Origin of the sequence: Achromobacter veterisilvae (genome assembly GCF_037619525.1) — a bacterium.
GTDB classification, from domain to species: Bacteria; Pseudomonadota; Gammaproteobacteria; order Burkholderiales; family Burkholderiaceae_B; genus Achromobacter; species Achromobacter veterisilvae.
This window is the reverse complement of record NZ_CP148753.1, coordinates 796534-813387: the sequence shown is the minus strand read 5'-3', so window position 1 is coordinate 813387 and position 16854 is coordinate 796534. Positions and strand designations below refer to the sequence as shown.

At 66.0% G+C, this 16854-nt stretch carries 16 protein-coding genes; 2 read left to right on the top strand and 14 right to left on the bottom strand.

Annotated elements, in window-relative coordinates; genetic code table 11:
* Positions 1-162: 162 nt before the first annotated feature.
* The 11 genes from WHX56_RS03775 to WHX56_RS03725 all read right to left on the bottom strand — a co-directional run bounded on the left by WHX56_RS03775 (position 163) and on the right by WHX56_RS03725 (position 12526).
* The gene (locus WHX56_RS03775) at positions 163-1290 is read right to left on the bottom strand and encodes a glycosyltransferase (RefSeq protein WP_338880500.1); all 1128 of its coding nucleotides are present in this window, start codon (positions 1288-1290) and stop codon (positions 163-165) included.
* Positions 1290-3194 carry a nucleoside-diphosphate sugar epimerase/dehydratase gene (locus WHX56_RS03770; protein ID WP_338880499.1) on the bottom strand — a complete coding sequence of 635 codons (1905 nt, stop codon included), beginning with the start codon at positions 3192-3194 and terminating at the stop codon, positions 1290-1292. Before WHX56_RS03770 ends, WHX56_RS03775 begins: the two co-directional genes overlap by 1 nt.
* A 105-nt stretch (positions 3195-3299) precedes the next feature.
* A complete protein-coding gene (locus WHX56_RS03765; RefSeq protein ID WP_338880498.1) occupies positions 3300-4631 on the bottom strand; it encodes a hypothetical protein in 1332 nt (443 codons plus the stop codon).
* A gap of 16 nt (positions 4632-4647) precedes the next feature.
* Complete coding sequence (locus tag WHX56_RS03760) at positions 4648-5349, bottom strand: lipid II flippase family protein (protein WP_338880497.1); 702 nt, start codon at positions 5347-5349, stop codon at positions 4648-4650.
* Positions 5346-6527, bottom strand: coding sequence for a glycosyltransferase (locus WHX56_RS03755; RefSeq protein WP_338880496.1), 1182 nt, complete (start codon positions 6525-6527; stop codon positions 5346-5348). The genes WHX56_RS03760 and WHX56_RS03755 overlap by 4 nt, the downstream gene beginning before the upstream one ends.
* A gap of 141 nt (positions 6528-6668) precedes the next feature.
* Positions 6669-7265 (bottom strand): sugar transferase, encoded by a 597-nt coding sequence (locus WHX56_RS03750; protein ID WP_338881739.1) that lies wholly within the window; start codon positions 7263-7265, stop codon positions 6669-6671.
* Entirely contained in the window at positions 7262-8437 is a 1176-nt protein-coding gene (locus tag WHX56_RS03745) for a DegT/DnrJ/EryC1/StrS family aminotransferase (RefSeq protein ID WP_338880495.1), read from the bottom strand. The genes WHX56_RS03750 and WHX56_RS03745 overlap by 4 nt, the downstream gene beginning before the upstream one ends.
* Positions 8438-8454: 17 nt before the next feature.
* On the bottom strand, positions 8455-9714 hold the full coding sequence (locus tag WHX56_RS03740; protein ID WP_338880494.1) for a glycosyltransferase family 4 protein: 1260 nt from the start codon (positions 9712-9714) through the stop codon (positions 8455-8457).
* 77 nt (positions 9715-9791) lie between these two features.
* Positions 9792-10892 (bottom strand): DegT/DnrJ/EryC1/StrS family aminotransferase, encoded by a 1101-nt coding sequence (locus WHX56_RS03735; protein ID WP_287756407.1) that lies wholly within the window; start codon positions 10890-10892, stop codon positions 9792-9794.
* A 6-nt stretch (positions 10893-10898) separates the two neighbouring features.
* Positions 10899-11468, bottom strand: a complete 570-nt coding sequence (locus WHX56_RS03730; protein ID WP_287756406.1) for an acyltransferase — start codon at positions 11466-11468, stop codon at positions 10899-10901.
* A gap of 5 nt (positions 11469-11473) precedes the next feature.
* Complete coding sequence (locus WHX56_RS03725) at positions 11474-12526, bottom strand: Gfo/Idh/MocA family protein (protein ID WP_287756405.1); 1053 nt, start codon at positions 12524-12526, stop codon at positions 11474-11476.
* Positions 12527-12650: 124 nt separating this feature from the next.
* On the opposite strand from WHX56_RS03725, the gene waaC reads away from it, so the two are divergent.
* Together waaC and WHX56_RS03715 are read left to right on the top strand one after the other, a co-directional pair.
* Entirely contained in the window at positions 12651-13679 is a 1029-nt protein-coding gene (gene waaC / locus WHX56_RS03720) for a lipopolysaccharide heptosyltransferase I (RefSeq protein WP_287756404.1), read from the top strand.
* 1 nt (position 13680) lies between these two features.
* Positions 13681-14982 (top strand): 3-deoxy-D-manno-octulosonic acid transferase, encoded by a 1302-nt coding sequence (locus WHX56_RS03715; protein ID WP_338880493.1) that lies wholly within the window; start codon positions 13681-13683, stop codon positions 14980-14982.
* Here WHX56_RS03715 and WHX56_RS03710 read toward each other — a convergent pair.
* Genes WHX56_RS03710 through WHX56_RS03700 form a run of 3 tightly spaced genes read right to left on the bottom strand, consistent with a single transcriptional unit; the run spans position 14979 to position 16807 of the window.
* On the bottom strand, positions 14979-15143 hold the full coding sequence (locus WHX56_RS03710; protein ID WP_165360353.1) for a hypothetical protein: 165 nt from the start codon (positions 15141-15143) through the stop codon (positions 14979-14981). The two genes, WHX56_RS03715 and WHX56_RS03710, sit on opposite strands and share 4 nt — an antisense overlap.
* Positions 15144-15155: 12 nt before the next feature.
* Positions 15156-15962, bottom strand: coding sequence for a type III pantothenate kinase (locus WHX56_RS03705; RefSeq protein ID WP_129247000.1), 807 nt, complete (start codon positions 15960-15962; stop codon positions 15156-15158).
* Complete coding sequence (locus WHX56_RS03700; protein ID WP_129247002.1) at positions 15959-16807, bottom strand: biotin--[acetyl-CoA-carboxylase] ligase; 849 nt, start codon at positions 16805-16807, stop codon at positions 15959-15961. Before WHX56_RS03700 ends, WHX56_RS03705 begins: the two co-directional genes overlap by 4 nt.
* Between the last annotated feature and the right edge of the window lie 47 nt (positions 16808-16854).

Here is a 16854-nt window from a genome sequence, read left to right as displayed (position 1 = left end):
AATCAGTCAGTCAGGCTGGCGCCGCAAGCAGGGCGGGGGATTTGTTTGGTGGGTATCGACGGTGTTTTGCAATACGGGCGAGCGTCTCGCAGGGTACGCTCTGGATAGACCGTAATAATACTTGAATACCCCTGCGGGGCTCCCGGGATTTGTCCTGACGATTTACGGCGCGGCGATGGCGGCATAGGCCGACACTAGCTTGGCCTCTTCGTTTTTCCAGTTGTAGGAGTCCCGGACGGCGACGCGGCACGCATTGCGCATCCGCTGCTTTTCAGCGGCGGGAAGATCCAGCATTGCATCGATGGCTTGGGCAATGCGGTCGGTATCCAGGGGGTCTACGCAGGTTCCCGCGGCCGATGTGTCGAGAATCCCGCGCCAAAGCGGAAAATCGGACGCCAGCACAGGCAGCCCTGCCGCCATGTATTCGAACATCTTGACCGGCAGAGCGTCGAGATAATTGGGAACGGGGTGTAATAGCACCAGCCCCAGTTGCGATTCATGCAGCACATTGCGTATCGCGGCCCGATCCAGGACACCCCGGTAATCCACCCGGTTCCATGCCGGCATGGCGGCTAGTTCGGCGTGCAGCTCGTCGCTTTCCATAGGGCCGGCCAAAATCATCCGGGCATCGGATTTTGCAAGTGCCTTGAGCATTTCGACGGCGCCACGCATCCGAGTGATACCGCCGATATAGCAGACGGTCCGCGCGTCGGCGGCCGGCCCGTCGGTTTGGCCTGCCGATGCCGGTGGGTCGCTGAGTTCGCCGGGGATAGGATAGTTGTTGACGTCGATGCTGCGGATGCCTTGCGCGGCATAACGCTCGGCGATATGCGGCGTGGCACCGACCACGATCGCGCAGCGGCGGGCGACGAAGTTCTCCAGTCGTTCGAACGGCCAGGCGATCATATGCCGGATCCACGGCTTGATCCACGGTTTGCTCAGGATCTGGCGCGGCACGTCTTCATGCGCGTCATAGATCACGTGACGGCCCATGCATTTGAGCGCCAGCACGACGGGAAGCAGTTCGGGGTCATGGATATGGATGATGCGCGCATCGGTCTTACGAACGGCATTCCAGGCGGCCCATGTCTTGCCCAGCATGCGGTTGATGCGGCCGCTTGAACGGCCGACGTCGATGATGGACACGCCGTTGCACTGGGCGTTGCCTTGCCCGTCGGCGACATACAGGTCTACCTGGTAACCATGATTCGCCAGGCTGCGGCATTCCTTGTGGAATATGCGGACGTCAAAGCGCGGGTGCGCTGTAGTGAGATGCGCGATCCGGACCATTATTGCGGGGAATTCATGGGTTGACGCGAGGTGGCTTCCTCTGTCTTGGGGTTGAACTCGGCTACGAGCGATTTCAGTGCTGCGACAATCTGGGCGCGATCCCAGGAGGCCAGCGACTGTTCCATCTGCTCCAAGCCAGACACCAGCATATCGTAAGGGAGATCGTTTTCTCGCGCTTGCATAATGCGGGGGTGCAGGGTGGACTTGACGTCACCACCGATCAACAGTTCCTCGTACAGTTTTTCGCCGGGACGCAGGCCCACTACGCGAAGTTCGATATCGCCGTCGGGGTCGGATTCATCGCGTATGGTCAGACCGCAGAGCCGGACCATGCGTTCCGCCAGATCGCGGATGCGCACCGGTTCTCCCATGTCCAGCACGAACACCGAGCCCGATTCCCCCATGGCGCCTGCCTGGAGCACGAGCTGGGCGGCCTCGGGGATGGTCATGAAATAGCGGGTGATATCCGAATGCGTCAGAGTGACCGGGCCACCGGCCAGGATCTGCCGATGGAACAGCGGGACGACGCTACCGGAGCTACCCAGGACATTGCCGAACCGGACCATGGAGAAACGCGTCGTGTGCTGGCGTTGCGACAGCGACTGAAGGATCAACTCGGCCAGGCGCTTCGAGGCGCCCATGACATTGGTGGGACGTACGGCCTTGTCAGTGGAAATCAGCACGAAATCGCTGACGCCCGCCGTGATGGCCGCGCGGGCAAGCGAGAGTGTGCCGAGGGCGTTCGTGGCAATCCCTTCCGCGACGTTCTGCTCGACCATCGGTACGTGCTTGTAGGCTGCCGCGTGGTAGATCGTCTGGATATCATGCGACTTGATGCGGTGCAGACTGTGATCGTGATCGCGTACGGAGCCTAGCACGGCGATTAGTTCAATGGGGCGCTGGCCCACCAGTTGGATGAGTTCCTGTTCGATGGTATAGAGCGCAGGCTCGGAGGTTTCGTACAGGACGAGGCGCGTAGGATTCAACGCGATAATTTGGCGGCAAAGTTCGGAGCCAATGGAGCCGCCCGCGCCCGTGACCATCACGTTGCGCGCTGTGACGCACCGCCCCAGCAGTTCGGAAATGGGAGCAACCGGATCCCTGCCCAGCAAGTCTTCCACCTGGACGTCGCGCAGTCTCAGTCCATTGGAATCGACCAATTCGCGCAGGCTGGGTACCAGCCGGATGCGCAAGCGGTACTGTTCGGCGGATTCGACGATCTCGCGCAATCGTGCCCGCCCGGCGCTGGGCATGGCGATAAGAAGTTGGCGGACGCCATGGCGTTCTACCAGCGTAGGCAGATGGCCGGGCGGGTGGATGCGTAGACCCGCGACCATCAGGCCGTGTTTGCGCCGGTCGTCGTCAAGCATCGCCACGGGTTTGTAGTGAGGGCCCGCGCGCAGTGCCGTCGCCAATTGCGAACCCGCTCCGCCCGCGCCATAGATGACGACGGGGATGCGCAGGTCGCTGACGTCTTTGGTATCGGTGAATAGCACGCGCCGTGCAACCCAGCGTGTACCGACAAGACCTGCAATGGCTAGCGAGCCATAAATGACAAGGACCGCGCGTGACAGGCCAAGTAATTGCAGGAAAGTATTGGCCGTCGTGACCACCATGACCGAGACGGTGACGCCTGCCGTGATCCCCAGGATCACCCGCTCATTCATGTAGCGCAGAATGTAGTTGTAGACCCGGAATCCTGCCATGGACAGAACTCCGCCAGCACAGGCCGCCAGCGAGAGCGCGAAATAAGAGGTGTTCAGGAAAAACAGCTCGAAACGCAGCCACAACGCTAAGTAGAACGAAACAAGCAGGATCAGTGCATCAAGTGCAATGGCAAGCGCTTGTTTGGCTGGCCGGGGCAAATCGACAAAAAGACGCCGAATGGCAAAAGGAAGGATCATGGGGGCGTCAATACGTTATGTGCCTTGTTATATATGTGCGAAATTTTACAGGCCTTGGCCCGTATCGCAGATCGCGGCGGCAAACAGATGGCGTGAAATCAGGCGTCAACAGGCTCGGCGAGAGGAAATAACGGGGTTTTTTGGCGTTGTTCCCGCGACAAGAACGCCCAGGAATACCCAGAAGGGTTGGAAATAGACCATGGAGCTGGGCGCCAGGCCCGCCAGACCCGCCACAAGTAGGCTCATCCTGCCCCGCCAGTCCAGCCGCAGCGCCAGCCAGGCGAGTAAGGCAAACCACATCAGCCCGATGTGAAAGAACATTTCCAGCCAAAAAAAATGGGGCGAGGCCCAGGGCGTCTTGTTGCCGGGCCAGGTCAGATCCAGTTGCCCGGCGCCCAGGCCCGTGATCCATTGCCACCAAGGCATGGCGCGCGCCTCCGCCCACATATCCATGGTCAGGCGGGCGCGGAACGCCGTGGATTCGTCTCCGTTTTGCGCCTTGATGCGGACGTTCGCGGCAGGCGCGCGCGGGTCCGGCGCGGCTACCTGTGGCGGTGCTGGCGGCGCGGGCGTGGGAAGAGGGGGGCGCGTTCTTGCGGGCGGGGCGGCGGCCGGCATTGCCGCGCCATTTGCCGCCATCGCCGGCGGGACGGAGAGCTTGGCTTGCGGGGGCGCCGCAAGGTCGGCCGGCACGGGAGCCTTGGCCTGGATGTGCGGCAGCGAGACCAGGTGCAGCGGCTCATTTGTCAATTGCAGGGCCGCCACAGTCGCCAGCGCCCACACCGCCGTCATCTTCAGACGCTGACGCAGTTTGTCGCCATCGACAAAGCACAGAAAATAGGCAACGCCCAGCACCAGCGTGGCCGCCAGGTCTGCCCGCCGGTTGAGCAGCAGCGCGTAGAACCAACAGGCGCCGAACAGCAACAGCGAGAGGCGCCGGCGGCAAAGCAGCCAGATCAGATTGGCGAACACCAGCACCGTGGCCATGTCGTTGATGTTGTCCCAGACTCCTCCCGTCAGCAGATACCGGGGCCGGAACCGCTGGGCCGCCGTCCAGGCGTCGAACACCGGGAAGTAGGCGGTGATGAACCAATAGGCCAGCAGCCAGGGAAACAGGAACAGGAATGGCTTTTGCCGGCGCGCAATCGTTTCGCCGAGTACGGCGGAGGCCCCGCCGATCAGGAGATAGGTGGCATAGCGCGCATACCGGTCGTCCGCGACGGTCCAGAGGGGCTGGATCGCGAGCAGCAGGAAGACGAGGATCAGGGGGAGCCTGAGGCGGGTGTTCCACGCGGCTGCGCGCCAGGACGGATCGATCGCCAGCGCGAGCACGAACAGCGCCAGCCCCCAGTGAAAGGGCCGCAGCGGGTAAGGGAGATAGATCGACGATCCGCCCAGGCACAGCGCGAACCCGGCCAGGACCAGCCAGTCCGCCACGCGCGCCCCGGATGCCTCAGCCGAGCGCATTTCCCAGGCTCCAGAACAGCGCCGGCGCAAGAACACCCACGGCCACGAGGCGCCCCGTCAACATGGCCTGCACCGCATGGTAGACGTCGTGGGTGGGATGGTCGTCCACGATCGCGGCGATGCGCGGCTCGAGCACGAATGTGAGCAGCACCGTGGCGAAGCCGTTCACAATGCCGGAGAGCTGTGAAATGGTGCTGCGGTAGTCGTGGAAGACCAGCGCGAAGTAATAGGAAACGAGCACGCCCAGCGCATAGCAGAGGAATACGGCCGCCGCCAGGGCGACGATGCGCGGCCTGGGGAATTCGGAGTGCACTTCCAGTTGTTTGCGCACGTCGGCCATGCGCAGCCTGGGCTTGCCGGAGCGGCGCTGGATGAAGTTCGCAAGCAGCGTGATCCAGTGGAACCGGATGCAGAATGCCAGCAGCGACAGCAGGGTGGCCCCCAGCAGGGCGCACAGGCCCATCGTCTGGTACGTGGATACCGGGATCTGTTTGTCGATCAGGAATCCCAGCAAGGGCATGAGCGCCAGATAGAAGAACCGCGTGATCGTGGTCGTGGCGTTCTGCACGGCATATCCCGTGACGGGCCGGCTCGCGAGCCGGCCGGCGATGCGGGCGTAGTAGCTGAGGTACTCGAGCAGGTGGATGATCGAGAAACTCAGGATGACGAGAACGATCAGCAGCGTCATCGCGCGCAATGCGCCGCCGCGCCGCGATGGAGGCGCAGGGTTTCGTGGTAAGCCTGCTGCATCAGGTCGAGGCTGTGGCTCCAACTGTATTTTTCGCGCACGCGTTCGCGGCCGGCGGTGCCCATCGCGGCGCGCAATTGCGGATCCAGGACCAGGGCCTCGAGTTTGCGGGCGGCGGCGTCGGCATCTTCGATGGGCACGACAAAGCCTGTCACGCCGTCGAGCACGACCTCGGCGGGGCCGTCCGCGTCGGACACCACCACGGGCAGTCCGCTCGAACAGGCTTCCAGGATCGCGACGCCGAAGCTGTCGCGGCGGCTCAACGCGACGTAGACGTCCAGGTCATCCAGCGCAGCCGGCACTTTGCAATGCGGGATCTGTCCCTTGAGTTCGACGCAATCGCCCAGTCCCAGGCGTTCGGCCATTGCGGCCAGCATGCGGAACTGGCTGCCGCCGCCGTAGATCCGCAGCATCAGCCGTTCGGCCAGATCGCCATGGGTCGTGGCGAGCCTGGCCTTGAGTTTGGCGAATGCGTGGATCAAGGTGTCGATTCCATAAAGCGCTTCCAGTGTCTTTACGGTGCCGATGACGATGCGGTCGGACTGGTTCCGTACGATCTGCGGCGTGAATTGATGCTCGTCTATGCCGAACGGCGTGACGAACACCGGCGTCCGGGATAGTGCCCGCATTTTAATCGCCATCGCGTGGCTTGTAGCGCCAAGCGCCGTGGCGTAGTCCAGGTTCTTGCCGAGCGCGGCATGATGCCAGCGGCTCTTGTCGGGGAAGTCGTAGATATCGCTGCCCCAGGCCGACAATAGGTTCGGGGTGAAACCGGAGCGGCGGGCAAGCAGGCCATAGCCTGTCGCGTAATGGGTATTGAGCAGGTCGGGTTGGATCCGCGCGAGCAGCCGGCGCAGTTTCCGGGCGGCCAGGAAATAGCCGAGAGGATAACCGTAAGGCAGCTTGTATTGATGCACGGCCGGTGCGATGTCGGATGACGGATCGTCAAGCGACAGCAGGTGAACGTCGTGCCCACGCTCGCTAAGGCCGTTGGCCCATCGCACGGTATGTATGCTTTGGGTCGCGCCCAGGAGGGCGACCCTTAATAGCGGGGTGTCGGTCTGATTGGCGGAGTGTGCGGGTGACGAAGGTCCTGAAGTAGTATCAGTAGTAGTCAAGCGAGTGCTGGCTTTTCATTGTTGAGACGGCAGTCTATCAAGAGACTATGCCAGTGGGCGCCGGGGGCGCGGTTATCGGACTGAATCTATATGTATCGACACTGCCTGCGCCGCGTCCGATGGATACGCAGGATAGCTGACTCAGTGCTTAAAAAGCGCGGTGAACGTCGCGATTACGATGCCGAGATCGCCCACGAAAGAGCGTGTGCGCACGTACTCGCTCTGGAGCCGGAGCTTCTCGGGAAGGATCTGTTCGCGATAGGCGCGCTCCGGATCGCTGGCCCGCGCCAGCAGGTCGTTTTCGTGGCGAAACCTGATGGAAGCCAGGTCGGTGATGCCTGGCCGGACCGAAAGCACGATGCGCCGCAGGTCTTCGGGATAAACGGCTACGTACCGAGGGACTTCGGGGCGCGGGCCGACCACGCTCATATCGCCGAGGAACACGTCGATAAGCTGCGGCAATTCATCCAGTTTCCAGTGACGGATCCAGGCTCCGCTACGGGTGATCCGGGCGTCGCCGCTCACAGTAATTTCTTTCGAATTGTGAGCTTTGCTCACAGTCATGCTACGAAACTTGTGGATCCTGAAGCTGCGGCCGTCCTTGCCCACGCGGACTTGCCGGAAAAACACCGGGCCGGGCGAGTCCCGCTTGATCGCCACCGCCACCGCCAGGAACAAGGGTGACAGGAGGATCAGGCCCAGTAGCGAAACGATGATGTCGAACAGCCGTTTCATCAGGCGCGCAGCAGCGTTTCCACGGCGCCGATCACGCGCGCGATCTCGTCGTCGGCCATCCGCGAATAGATCGGCAGGCTGACCATGCGCTCATAGGCGGCCTGCGAATGCGGGAACATGCCGGGCGTGAGTCCGTAGCGGTCGCGCCAGTAGGGTTGCAGGTGCAGCGGTACGTAGTGCACGCTGCAGCCGATGCCGGCCTCGGTCATGCGCAAGATGAAATCGTCGCGCCCGATCGGTGCTTCGGGCGCCAGGCGCAGCACGTACAAATGCCATGCATGCACGTCGCCCGCGTCGTAGCCGTGGCCTGCCAGCCGCGCCGGGCTGGGAGGCAGCGCCACGGGCAGGCTGGCGAAGGCGCTGTCGTAGCGGGCGGCGATCTCGGCGCGGCGGTCGCGCATGGCGCGTACGCGGGCCAGTTGCACGCGTCCCATGGCCGCGGCCGTGTCCGGCAGGTTGTACTTGAATCCCGGCGCCACGATTTCGTAGTACCAGGCCGGCTTTTTCGAGGTGAAGCGGTCGAAGGCATCGCGGTCGATGCCGTGCAGCCGCATGACGCGGCAGCGTTTGGCCAGCGCCGGATCGCGCGTCACCACCATGCCGCCTTCGCCGGTGGCCAGGGTCTTGGTGGCGTAGAAGCTGTAGACCGTTATGTCGCTGGCCAGGCTGCCGATCAGTTCGCCTTTCCAGGTGCTGGGCAGGGCGTGCGCGGCGTCCTCGATGACCCGCAGGCCATGGCGGCGCGCGATATCCAGGATGGCGGTCATGTCGCAGGACAGGCCGCCGTAGTGCACGGGGATGATGGCCTTGGTGCGCGGCGTGATGGCGCGTTCCACCGCCTCGGGGCTGATGCAGAAAGTGGCTGGGTCGATATCCACCAGCACGGGTTCGGCGCCCAGGTAGCGCGCCACTTCGGCGCTGGCGGTGAAGGTGTGGGTGGTGGTGATGACTTCGTCGCTCTCGCCCACGCCGATGGCTTCCAGCGCCAGATGGAGGCCGGCGGTCGCCGAGTTCACGGCCACGGCTTCCACTCCCCCTCCGATGAAACCGGCGAATTCCTGCTCGAACGCCCGGGCGTTGGGGCCCGTCGTGAGCCAGCCGGATTTCATGGCTTCGGTAACGGCGGCGATTTCGGCGTCGCCGATGTCCGGTAGTGCGAAAGGGATGAAAGACATGGTTCGTCGTCTGGCGGCTAGAAACGTTGATGAACGGGGATTGTAGTGGACCCCTGGGGAGTGTCGCGCAGCGATTCCAGGAATTGGCGGGCCAGGACGGCGTAGCTGTGGTGCTGCCGCACGAAGGCCTGGCCGCGCAGTCCCAGCGCCGCGCGCTGCGCTTTGGGCAGGTCCGCGAGTCCGGCTATCGCCCCGGCGATGGCAGGTACATCGTCAGCGGGTACGCTGACGCCGCAATCGGCGTCGCGGACCAGGTCGTACGGCGAGTTGGTGGCATGCACTACGGGCAGGCCCGCCAGCATGTAGTCGAACAGTTTGTTGGGGCTCATGCCGAATTGGTAGAGCGGGCTGTCGTGCCAACCGATGTAGGCGATGTCGGCCAGGGCCAGCAAGGCGGGCACGGCCTGCTTTTCCACCGGGTCCAGGAACAGGACGTTTTTCAGGCCCAGGGCCTGCGCGCGCTGCATCAACTGCGGCTTTTCCACGCCTTTGCCCACCAGCAGGTAGCCTGTCGACGCGGATTCGGGCCGCGCGGCCGCTTCGACCAAGGGGGCCAGCGCGTTGGACACCGCGTGGCCGCCGGCATAGACGCAGACGGCCTTGAACGGCTGCGCGAAGGCGGCGATTCGTTCCGCTATCGCGGCGGGCAGCGGCCGGGACGTCTCGGCGGGATCGTAACCGTTGGGGATATAGGCGAACTTGCCGGGCGCCATGCCGCGGCCCTGCAGGTGCGGGGCCGTGCCGGGCAGCAGCGAGACGACTTTGTCGGCATGCCTGCAGGCGTAGTCTTCCGCCATCTGCATGGAGAAGATCATGGGATGGCGGCGGGAGAACCCGCCCAGCAGGCGCGGCGTCAGCGGCCACAGGTCATGCACTTCGAAGACCAGCTTGGCGCCGGCCGCGCGAGCGATCTTCGCGGCGGGCCAGATATCGTAGGGATACGTGGACGACGCGATGACGACATCGGGCCGGGTGGCGGCAAGCTCTCGCGCCATTGCGCGGACCTTGGCGGTGAACTGCAGCATGTTCAGCAGCCGCTTGGCGCCATTGCCGGCATAGGGACGGGTGCGCAGCCAGAGGTAGTCGACGCCGTCGATCTGCTCGCGGGTGACGGCCTGCGAGACGGCGGGGTTCTGCTGGCGCAGATGCGAGACGCTGCTGGCGACGATGGTGACGCGATGCCCTTGCCGTATCCATTCCCGCGCCAGGTAGTAAGGCCGGAACTCCATGCCGTGCCGGGGCGAGCCGGCGTAATGGTTGATGAGCAGGATATTCATGGCTGCATCGTAATGCGTCGGCCCGGACGGTGCCGCCGGGCGTGGCGTGGCGCCACCGGCGCCACGCCGTGGAAGGATCAGTTCAGCGCGGCGCGCAGCGCGGCGACGATCTGGTCCTGGGTCGCTTCGTCCAGATCCGGGTGCATGGGCAGGCTCATGACGGTGGCCGCCAGGGTGTCGGATACCGGCGTCGCGCCTTCGCCCGCCGCGAACTCGGCATAGGCCGGTTGCGCGTGGATGGGGCGCGGGTAGTGGATCGCCGTCGGGATGCCGGCTTCTTTCAGGCGGGCGATGACGGCCTCGCGGTTGGGGACCATGACGGTGAACTGCGCCCAGACGCTGTCGCGGTCGGGGCGCACGGTGACCGTGCGGGCGCCGCCGGGCAGGTCGGCCAGCAGTTGCTGGTAGCGCGCGCCGATCTTGATGCGCTGCTCCACTTCCCACTCGAAACGTTCCAGCTTGCCCAGCACGACGGCGCATTGCAGCGTGTCCATGCGTCCGCCGACGCCGATGCGCGAGTGGTAGTAGCGGGCCGATTGGCCATGCACGCGGATCTCGCGCATGGCTTGCGCCAGTTCGTCGTCATTGGTGAACAGCGCGCCGCCGTCGCCGTAGCAGCCCAGGGGCTTGCTGGGGAAGAAGCTGGTGCAGCCGATCTTGGACAGGTTGCAGCTCTTCTTGCCCTTGTAGGTGGCGCCGAAGCTCTGCGCGGCGTCTTCGATGACGGCGATGCCGTGCTTGTCGGCGATGGCGTTGACTTCGTCCATGTCGCCGCACTGGCCGTAGAGCGACACCGGAATGATGGCCTTGGTGCGTGGCGTGATCTTGGCCTCGATTTCCGAGACCTTGATGTTGCAGGTGTCGGGCTCGACGTCGACGAAGACGGGCACCGCGCCCAGCAGCACGATGACTTCCGCCGTCGCCACGAACGTGAACGAGGTGGTGATGACTTCGTCGCCGGCCTTCACGCCCAGCGCCATCAGCGCGATCAGCAGGGCTTCGGTGCCGGAGGCGACCGTGACGCAGTGCTTGGCGCCGGTGTAGGCGCACAGCGCGGCTTCCAGTTCCTTGACCTCGGGGCCCATGATGTACTGGCCGTGATCGAGCACATTCTGGATGCGCGTATTGATCGGGTCGCGCAGGGCTTGGTATTGTTTTTTCAGGTCAATGAATTGCATGTTGTCTCACACCAGTTGGCAGATGCCGTCTTTGAGCACGTACTTATCGCCGGTGGCGGGGCAAGTGGTTTGCCCGTTGCCGGTCAGCGGCAGATCCAGTTGTTCTCCGTGGCGGCTCATCCAGCCGATCTGGCGGGCGGGCACACCCACCACCAGGGCGAAGTCGGGCACGTCGCGGTTTACCACGGCGCCGGCGCCGACGAAGGCGTAGCGGCCTATCGTCGAGCCGCAAACGATGGTGCAGTTGGCGCCCAGCGTGGCGCCCTGGCGCACCACGGTGTCGCGGTATTCGCTTTTGCGCTCGATGGCCGAGCGCGGGTTGTACACGTTGGTGAACACCATGCTGGGGCCGCAGAACACGTCGTCTTCAAGCGTCACGTTGTCGTAGACGGAGACGTTGTTCTGGATCTTGACGCGGTTGCCGATCTTGACGCGGTTGCCTACGTAGACGTTCTGGCCCAGCGAACAGGCTTCGCCGATGACGGCGCCGCCCGAGACGTGGACCCAGTGCCATACGCGGGTGCCGGCACCGACCTGCGCACCCTCGTCGACGATAGCGGTGGAATGGATGCTCATGAGGTTCAGTCCAGCGGCAGCGGCACGCGCAGGCCATCGCGCGCGGAGCGGTAGATGGCGGTCAGCAGGGCCAGCGACTGCAGGCCTTCGCGCCCGTCGGTCTCGGGTTCGCATTCGCCGCGCAGCACGCGGATGACGTTGTCGTAATACAGGGGATGGCCAAAACCGTAGACCGAGGTGGTCTCGTAGTTGGCTTCGCGGATCTTGGCGTCGTCGGGGTGCTCGTCGGCGAACTTCCATTCGTCGATGCGGTTGACGGCCACGCCGCCCACGCGTGCGGTGCCCTTTTCGCCCAGGATCGTGATGGAACCTTCCAGGTTTTGCGGGTAGGTCAGCATCGTGACGTTGATCGAGCCCATGGCGCCGTGGCGCCAGCGGACCGCGGCAACGCCGGTGTCTTCGGCTTCGATGCGGCGGGCCAGCGTGGCGGTGTAGGCATACACGCTTTCGACGGGGCCGACCAGCCAATCGAGCAGGTCGACATAATGGCTGGCCTGGTTCATGAAGGCGCCGCCGTCCCATTCCCATTTGCCGCGCCAGCGGGCGGCGTCGTAATAATCCTGGGGACGGGTCCAGAAAACGTTGACCGTCACCATATAGATGCGGCCGAAGCGGCCGTTCTCGATGGCCTTCTTGAGCAACTGCAGCGTGGCGTTGCGGCGGTTCTGCTTGACGACGAAGAGGCGCACGCCCGCTTCATCGCAAGCCTTGACCATGCGCTTGCCGTCTTCCCAGCGCGTGGCCATCGGCTTTTCGCTGACCACGTGGCGGCCGGACTGCGCGACTTCGATGGCTTGCCAGGGGTGCAGGCCGGACGGCGTCGCGAGAATGACCGCGTCGGCCGTCGTATGGGCGAGCAATTCCGTCAAGGAGGAGAACGGGCGCGCACCGGTGGCGTCCGCCGCGGCCTTCAGGGCGGCGGGGTTGATGTCACAGACATCCACGAGTTCGGCGCGGTCGCTGTGCTGAGCAATGGCGCCGATGTGATTTTTGGAAATGCGCCCACACCCAACCAGGGCGAAACGAACCTTGCGCTCAGTAACTGGATTAGCGGTCATCGGAAGAAGAGGTGGTTTTGTTGTAAATTGCCGGGATAATTCGACAGCCCCTCCCGGAATAGAACGTAATAATACACTTGAGGGCGGGTGGCTTGCGAACGTGCAAACCCGCCTTTTCTAACTGATGTCAACACGCATTCTCATCGTTCGTACATCGTCGCTCGGCGATCTGGTGCACATGCTGCCCGCCATTACCGATATCGCCCGCCATGTCCCGGACGCCGAGATCGACTGGGTGGCCGAAGAAGCATTCGCCGAAATCCCCGCCTGGCATCCCGCGGTCAACGAGGTGATCAAGGTCGCGCACAGGCGCTGGCGCAAGGCGTGGTGGTCGTCCCAGGTCAGGGCCGAGCGGCATGCGCTGAAGGAGCGCCTGCGGTCCAAACAGTACGACGTGGTGCTGGATATGCAGGCCCTGCTGAAATCCGCGTGGCTGGTCCGCCAGACGCGGGGGGTAAAGCACGGGCTGGATTGGCGTTCCGCGCGCGAGCCCCTGGCGTCGCTGTTTTATAACGTGCGCCACCGGGTGGAATTCTGGCAGCCGGCGGTCATCCGCCAGCGCAAGCTGGCGGCGTTGACGTTCGGCTACCAATACGCCGGCCAGCCCGATTTCGGCCTGCAGGCGTTCTCCCGGCAGGCGGCGCAGGCGCGCGAGACCGACGCCGGCGCGGAAAGCGGCCAGGCGGATCCGCCGCGGCTGCACCACGTGGACACGGACCACGGCTACGCGGTCATCATGCCTTCGGCCAGCCGCGACGACAAGCTCTGGCCCGAGGATGATTGGCGCGCGGTGTTCCGCCGCCTGAGCGACGCGGGCTGCACCTTGCGCCTGCTGTGCGGCAACGAACAAGAGGCGCAGCGCGCCAGGCTGCTCGTGGCCGGCATGGACGGGGCGGAGGTGATGCCCCGCATGGACCTGACTTCGGTGGCGCGCCTGCTGGCCGGTTCGCGCCTGATGGTGGGCCTGGACAGCGGCCTGACGCATCTGTCGGCGGCCCTGGGCCGCCCCACGATCGGCATCTACCGGGCGTCGACCCCGGTGCGCACGCCGCTGGTCGGCTCGAACTACACCGCCAGCCTGGGCGACCGCGGCGCTTCGCCGTCGCGCGAGGCCGTGATGGCGTCGGTGGAGCAGGCGCTGGCCGCCCAATGACATGAAACGCGGCGTCTACACCCTGGCGCTCAGGGCCCTGTCGCCGCTGGTCTGGCTATGGATGGGCCGCCGCGCCAGGCGGGCGGGCGGCCAATGGGAAATCTTCTCGCCGGAACGGTTCGGCCGGCTGCCGGCCGCGGAGTCCTCCGCGCCGCAGGCGGCTCCCGTCTGGGTGCACGCCGTCAGCCTGGGCGAGACCCGGGCCGCCCAACCCTTGCTGCAGGCGCTGCTGGACCGCGGCCTGCCGGTGCTGCTGACACATGTAACGGCGACCGGGCGGGCCGAGGGCGCACGGTTGTTCCAGGACGCCATCGCCCGCGGGCAGTTGCGCCAGGCCTGGCTGCCGTACGACTTTCCCGGCGCGGCCCGCCGCTACATGGCCGGCCGTCGGCCCCGCTGCGGGCTGTTGATCGAACGGGAGATCTGGCCGAACCTGCTGGCCGCCGCCCGGGAGGCGGGCGTGCCCATGGCGCTGGTCAGCGCGCGGTTTTCGGCGTCATCCCTGCGCCAGGCGGGCCGGATGGGCAGCGTGATGCGCGAAGCCCTGGCCGGGCTGGACGCGGTCTTGGCGCAGACCGCCGAGGACGCCGCGCGGCTGGCGCAGGCGGGCGCAAGGCCGCCCGTCGTGACGGGCAACCTGAAGTTCGACCTGGAATTGCCGGAGGCGCAGGTGCGGGCCGGGCAGGCGTGGCGCGAACGGCTGGGCCGGCGCGTGGTGGCCGTAGCCAGCACGCGCGAGGGCGAGGACGGCGGTTTCATCGAGGCGATCAAGCGCCACGCCAAAATTCCGGGGACGCATGAATGCTCCCTGTTTCTGCTGATTCCCCGCCATCCCCAGCGCTTCGACGAGGTCGCGCGCCTGCTGGAGGACGCGGGCCTGCCGTACACGCGGCGTTCAGGGGGCGCGGATCCGGGCTCCGAGACCGTGGTACTGCTGGGCGATACGCTGGGCGAGATGGCGTTCTACTACGCCGCCTCGGAGGTCGCGATCGTCGCGGGCAGTTTCGCGCCGCTGGGCGGGCACAACCTGATCGAGGCGTGCGCGGCGGGGGTGCCGGTCATCGTCGGGCCGCATACGTTCAATTTCAAGCAGGCGGCCGAAGACGCCATCCAGGCGGGCGCGGTGCAGCGCGCGCCCGACGCGGGGCAGGCCGTGGACGCCGCGATGGCGCTGCTGGCGGACGAGGCGCGGCGCCGGCGCGGCGGCGAGGCGGCGCGGGCCTGGTTCGGCGCGCATGCGGGCGCCACCCGGCGGACGCTGGAGGCCTTGGCGCCCTGGCTGGACGCCCGGGCAGAGCCTTAGGGGGCGGCCCGCGGGACCAGCGTGACCGCGCCGGGATTCAATTCCTGGCTGAAGCGGCGGGTGTCGCGCCCTTCGTCCTCGGGGCGCATGCCCAGCCAGCCCTGGCCCAGCGCATAGACGCCCAGGTTCGCCAGCAGGATGAGGATGAAGAGCACGCGCATGCCGGGCCTCGCTCAGGCGTTGGCGTCCAGGGCGGCGCGGGCGACCGCGGCCAGTCCGTCCAGGACGGGGTGATCCAGGTAGACCGGCACGGGCGCGGCGCCGAAGGCCCCGCCGGCATCCGCCAGCAGGCGTTCGATTTCCTGGTGCACTTCGGGCCAGCCGCCGCCCGCCGCGTAGATCTGCGGCGTCTGGCCATAGCGCTGGCGTCCGGCCAGCCATTGGCGCACGACCGCGCCGGCCTGCGCCGCGGCGATGCCCGAGGCGATGGCCTCGTGCGTGTCCGTGGGGTAGGCGACGACCTGGCCGTTGGCGACCGGCAGGTTGGCGGTGCCATGCGCCAGGGCGTTGCGCATCATGGCCGGGCCGGGCAGGATCAGCCCGCCGGCAAAGACGTTGTCGGGGCCGACTGTGTCGATGGTGGTGGCCGTGCCGAAGCTGGCCAGCACGAAGGGCGGATGCGTGCCGGGCAGGCGCGACAGCACGCCCAGCAGCGAGGCCCAGCGGTCGGCGCCCAGTTGCGTGGGCACGCGGTAACTGTTGACCAGGCCCAGCGTGGAGGCCTGCGAAGGCGACCAGGCCACGGCGCAACCGTGTTTTTGCAGGATGGCGGCAATGGCCGCGCCGCGGGCTTCGCCGGCGACGTTCACGCCCAGCGCGCGGGTGGGGCGGCGCGCCAGCGCGGCCAGCCAGCGGTCCAGGGCGTCCAGATCCACGCCTTCGAAGGCGACCGCCGCCGGTTCGCGCGGCGTGTCGGGGTTGGCGGCGTCCAGCCAGCCCACCTTGAGACGGCTGTTGCCGGAGTCGATGAGGATAATCATGCTTGGCGTCGAATCGAGATTTCGCCGACCAGGATCGGCGTGGCGCCCTCGGGCGTTTGCACCAGCAGGCGGCCATGGTCGTCCACGCCGCAAGCGGTGCCGCTAAGAAGAATAGCGCCCTTGTCCAGGACGTTGACCTTGCGGCCGGCCAGGGCGTCCACCTGGCCGAAACGCCGCTTGAACGCGCCGAAGCCTTCGCGCTCCAGGTCCAGGATCGCGTTATGCCAGGCCGTGGCGCTGGCGCAGACCAGATCGGCGGCCGTGGCGGCGCGGGAGGCGTGCGCCTGCACCTGGCTCCAATCGGCGACCTCGCGGTCCAGCGCGAGCGACAGCCGGTCCGCGTCCATCAGGTTCACGCCCATCCCGATGACGACGGTGTAGCCGGCTTCGCGGCCGCCGGGGTTGCGGGTGGTCTCGACCAGCACGCCCGCGAGCTTGGCGTCGTGCCATTGCACGTCGTTCGGCCATTTCATGCACAGGCCCGCCGCGCCAGGGCCGGCGACGGCGCGCAGGGCTTCGCACGCGGCCACGCCGGCCAGCGGCGACAGCGCGGGCAACTGGGCGGCGGGCAGGCGCACGTCGAATGCGCAAGAGAACATCAGGGTGGAGCCCGAGCGGTTCTGCCAGGGCCGGCCGGCCCGTCCGCGCCCCGTTTCCTGCAGGTGCGTGCCCAGCAGCCAGGGTTTGCCGGCCGCGCCCGCGCGTGCGCGCGCCAATAGATCGGCATTGGTCGACCCGGTGCTGCCGGTCCAGGCGATGTCTTGGAAGGCGGGCAGGCGCGCGGCCAGTTCCCGGGCCAGGGCTTCCGGCGCGGGCAGGTCGATTGGTGGGACTTGATCGGGCATGGCGGCGATTGTAGGGCACGCGGCCCGCCCTCGCGGTCCGCCTGCGC